This is a genomic window from Okeania sp. SIO2F4 (assembly GCF_010672385.1).
Classification (GTDB): Bacteria; Cyanobacteriota; Cyanobacteriia; order Cyanobacteriales; family Microcoleaceae; genus Trichodesmium.
Map to the genome: position 1 here is coordinate 1 of NZ_JAAHGT010000803.1, position 4,582 is coordinate 4,582.

Here is a 4,582-nt window from a genome sequence, read left to right on the forward strand (position 1 = left end):
TGACTGTAGAAAATCTAATAAACTAGAATTTGCTTTCCCTAATTCTGGTAATTTTTTTGAGTCTGGATGAAATTTTTCAGTATCTTTATCTTCCAGAATAATTGATTGTTTAAAAGTGGTTTCTACAAGAGGATTAATTTCAGTTTCTACCTCATAATTCCCCGATTTTGACTGTAGAAAATCTAATAAACTAGAATTTGCTTTCCCTAATTCTGGTAATTTTTTTGAGTCTGGATGAAATTTTTCAGTATCTTTATCTTCCAGAATAATTGATTGTTTAAAAGTGGTTTCTACAGGAGGATTAATTTCAGTTTCTACTTCATAATTTCCTAATTTTGACTGTAGCAAATCTAATAAACTGGAATTATACTTGCCTAATTCTCCTGAATATTCAGAGTTTGGATTAAATTTTTTAGTATCTTTATCGCCAAGATTAATTGATTGTTTAAAGCTTGTTTCTACGGGAGGATTAATTTGAATTTCTACCAGAGAACTTTCCGACTTCGACTCTAGCAAATCCAATAAACTCGAATCTGATTTACCCAGAACTGCTACATTTTTCGAGTCTGGATGAAATTTTCCTTGCTGTTGCTCTAAAAAAGTAATTGATTGTTTAAAGCTTGTTTCTACGGGAGGATTAATTTGAATTTCTACCAGAGAACTTTCCGACTTCGACTCTAGCAAATCTAATAAACTCGAATCTGATTTACCCAGAACTGCTACATTTTTCGAGTCTGGATGAAATTTTTCAGTATCTTTATACCCCAGAATAATTGATTGTTTAAATTGTAACTCTGAAGGAGAAATATTTTCTCCTTGTCTATGAGATTTTAATTCTGCTAATAAACTACCTGTATTTTTGTATATATTTTCGAGTTCTTTTAATCCGGAAATTCTCTCTTGATTGGCTTTTGATTCAGGTAATTGTTGATTGATATTGACTTCTGAGTGTTTGTTTGATGGTACTCGTACTTTTGTACCTGAATAATTTGATTTTAACTTTTCTAGTAAACTACCTTGATATCTGAGTTGAGTAACTTTCTCCAAATAGTTAATATCTGACTTTACTCCTTGAGTTTCTTTCACCTCAACAGATTGTTCTTTGACCTCTTCTGGGTCTAAAATCGAATTTTCAGGAGTATTACTTTGAGAATGCATAGGTGGTGGGGCTGAAGAACCCTCCCCTGCATTTGAAATAACTGCTCCAATTACTCCTACTACTACAATATTACGAAAAACACTCATGGATTTTTTATTAGTCTCCAAGTCCAACTGATATTTTAAACTAATGAGTTAATTGCTTTGCTAAAATTAAAGGTGAAAAGTTAAATTAATTAGTGAAAAATTAGAGATTTTCCCATAACCTTAATTTCTTAAGACCCACTCAGAGACCACATATATAGCGTTAAAAACTATAACGTTATAGTTTTTGCACTCTATATCTATATATAACCCATTTAGTATCTTTAACCAGGGACTAAATTTTTGAGGTACGGAGTCGTCTGTGGACACACGGAAATACACCGAAAAGATGGAAAAATATTCCAATACACTCTATCACCCCATCTCCCCATCACATTATCTATTTTTCCATAGACCTCAAATGGGTTCTATATAGTTAGTACCTTTGCGTAAGTCCTGTTTCTTTTTTATTGACCAAAAAATAAGGTCTCAAGGATCCCCTTTTAAGGGGATGAAAAAAAGAATCTTTAGTATTTCAATCCCAATGGTGAGCGCCAGAGGAACTGATAACTGATAACTGTTAACGCAGTTCCTCCGATAGGAGGCTAACTGATAACTGAAATGACTCAGCGATCGCTCACAGCAGTTAATATTAGCTCTTCTACTCCAGCAACTGGCCAAATAGGTGTCTGAAGTTGGGCTGCTAATTCTTCTAGGGTCATGTCATCTAAAAACAGATTATCCCCTTGTTTCAGCATTACTGAAGGTAACAAAATTCCTTCTCCCAAGTCTCGTCCCTGTAAACCTTCTAACAAGTCTTGGCCTGTTAATAGTCCAGTTACAGTGATGTCTTGTCCCCAATAATAGCTAGATAAGGCTACCATATTTACTTCCAATCCTTCAATTTGATTTAGTCGGTTGGCGATCGCTACGAATGCTTTCTCGACTGCATTCCCTACTACCCAGGTTAATTTTCTTTGAGTGCTTAAGCAAATGTCTGATTCTAAAAATTCTTTGACATAAGTTTCAAATTGTGATATGAACTGGCGAATTGAACCAACACCATTGCCAATTTGAGGATAATCTTCATATTCTGAAGTGGGGGGTAATTCTCGACGACCAATTAAAAACCATTCGTCAGCTAACCAGATACAATTAGTTCGAGATGTTTGTCTGAGTTTTGCCTGAATTTCCTGCACTTGGTCTATGACTTCTTCTGCTTTTGCGGTAGTGACGGGTATTAATTCATCTTCAATAGGGCGAAAACGAGTCAACCCTACTGGTACTACTGCTACGGATGCTACTGCCGGAATATCTCCAGTATGAAATTTTGCTAAATCTAATAATGTACGTTCCAGATGAATACCATCATTAATTCCTGGGCAAACTACAACTTGAGCGTGTATTTGCAGTCGCCTTTCTTGGAACCACTGAATTTGTTCGAGTATTTTACCAGCGCGGGAGTTTTTTAAGAGACGCGATCGTAATTCCGATTCGGTAGCATGAACAGAAACATACAGAGGCGAAAGTCGCATTTGTTCTATTCTTTCCCATTCCCTTTGCGGGAGGTTAGTCAGAGTCAGGTAGGAACCATAGAGGAAACTGAGACGATAGTCATCATCTTTTAAGTATAGGGTATCTCGTTTACCTGGTGGTTGTTGGTCAATGAAGCAAAACGGGCAACGGTTGTTACACTGAATTAGACCATCAAAGACAGCGGTAGAAAATTCTAACCCCAAGTCTTGGTCGTAGTCTTTTTCTATTTCAATGTGATGGATTTTACCTTTGGCATCGATGACTTCTATTTCTAGATATTCGTCAGCGCATATATATTGATAGTCGATAAGGTCGCGTGGTTGTTGTCCGTTGATAGAAGCGATCGTGTCTCCAGGTTCAAAACCAATTTCGGCAGCGATCGAGTCGGGTATTATTTTAGTAATAAGTGCTGGTGATATTCTGTTTTTGCTCATAATCAGTATTTCCTTATTAATTCTTCTTTCTAATTTCAAATCTTAAATATTGATCCTTCCACTTTCCATGGTCACCTAAATCAATGTAATTCACAGGATTTTCACTATTACATTGCCACCCGCTATTAAATATTTTTCCCGAGCTAGAATTTTTTCTTCTATTCAATAGACATATTTCGTAATTTTTTTTCTGACTAGAAATAGTAACAGCCAAATTTTGATTTCTTCCGCAGCAATCAATATCGTTTCCTAACGATATCTTACCTTCATAATTATTTGAAGATTCACTACAGTCATTTCTTTCTATTTTAGCCCCTCTATCATTTACCCCACTATAAAAACCACAAATTTTAGCATTACTAAATTTATCAACACCTTCAGTTTTAAAAGATAATTCTTGATTTTGCCAATAGATATCGTCGTCTCCTAAATACATCAATTCACTTTCACGATCTTCTTTTGAACATATCCAACCAGTATCACCTACATCTCCTTCTGTACCACTTATTCTCGTATGTTTCATACATAATTCTGAGCAGTTACTTTCTTGGGGTTTAAAAAAGCATTTAATCTTATCCATGTATATTCCTACAAACACTCCAGTAGCTGCAACAATTACACTTGCTACTACTGCTGAAATATTTACTTTTTCCCAAATATTTACTTTTTCCGAGTTACTCATTTTTCAAGTTTTTTTTAATAAAATTTACTTGTTAGATTGAAATTGATATACCAAACATAAGTACATCTAAATGTCATATAGAATCCGAATAATTAGTTATCGTATCGCGCTAGGAGTCAGGAGTCAGGAGTCAGGATAAAGAAAAGATTATAGAGCATGAATTTTTAAATTCGTATTCAATACAATCTCTGGATTAAGAGAAAGTAATTTTGCGATTACTGTATAACCGGATTTTATATCATATCTGAATATAATAAAGTTTCTGTATTTTGTACAATACCATAAGGAAGGAAAAGGGAAGAAGAATTTAGTTATCTATGGCAACTTTCATTAATTGATAATTGATAATTACCTCTCCCTTTTAGGGAGAGGATTGACCAATAAGGAAAAAAAATTATTTCTCTTGGTCGATTAGATATGGGGTGCCATCTTATCCTAAGGTCATGCTCCGCTTTCCGACCGCTTTTTCCCCTTGAAAGGGGAGGCTAATCATGCTGAATTATTTAATTTAAACCCCGCCCTTAAGGGCGAGGTCTTCATTCGGTAAATGATTTGTGAAAAAATAGGAAGAGCAAAATCTTAATACTGTGACGATTTCCCAGAAACAAACAGCACAAAGAATGCTGAAGTTATTGTCAGTTGAGCTTTCGTGAAGCGAATAAATATTTTTTGGTGACGAACGAGCGTGACGAATGAAACCAGACTATATGTAAATTTGTTTGCTAGGTTGCCTTGCAGTAGCTGGATT

The 4,582-nt window shown here is 35.1% G+C and carries 3 protein-coding genes; all 3 read right to left on the bottom strand.

Features of this window, described 5'->3' with window-relative positions; genetic code table 11:
• Window positions 1–1,245: hypothetical protein (locus F6K22_RS32980; protein WP_293108053.1), on the bottom strand; the 1,245-nt coding region annotated here is incomplete at its 3' end.
• A gap of 563 nt (window positions 1,246–1,808) precedes the next feature.
• A complete protein-coding gene (locus F6K22_RS32985; protein WP_293108055.1) occupies window positions 1,809–3,152 on the bottom strand; it encodes a TIGR03279 family radical SAM protein in 1,344 nt (447 codons plus the stop codon).
• Between the two features lie 16 nt (window positions 3,153–3,168).
• Window positions 3,169–3,834, bottom strand: a complete 666-nt coding sequence (locus tag F6K22_RS32990; RefSeq protein WP_293108058.1) for a hypothetical protein — start codon at window positions 3,832–3,834, stop codon at window positions 3,169–3,171.
• Between the last annotated feature and the right edge of the window lie 748 nt (window positions 3,835–4,582).

Bases quoted from the DNA above. Each gene is read 5' to 3' on its own strand.
- F6K22_RS32985 (WP_293108055.1), bottom strand. From the start codon at position 3,152: ATGAGCAAAAACAGAATATCACCAGCACTTATTACTAAAATAATACCC.
- F6K22_RS32990 (WP_293108058.1), bottom strand. From the start codon at position 3,834: ATGAGTAACTCGGAAAAAGTAAATATTTGGGAAAAAGTAAATATTTCA.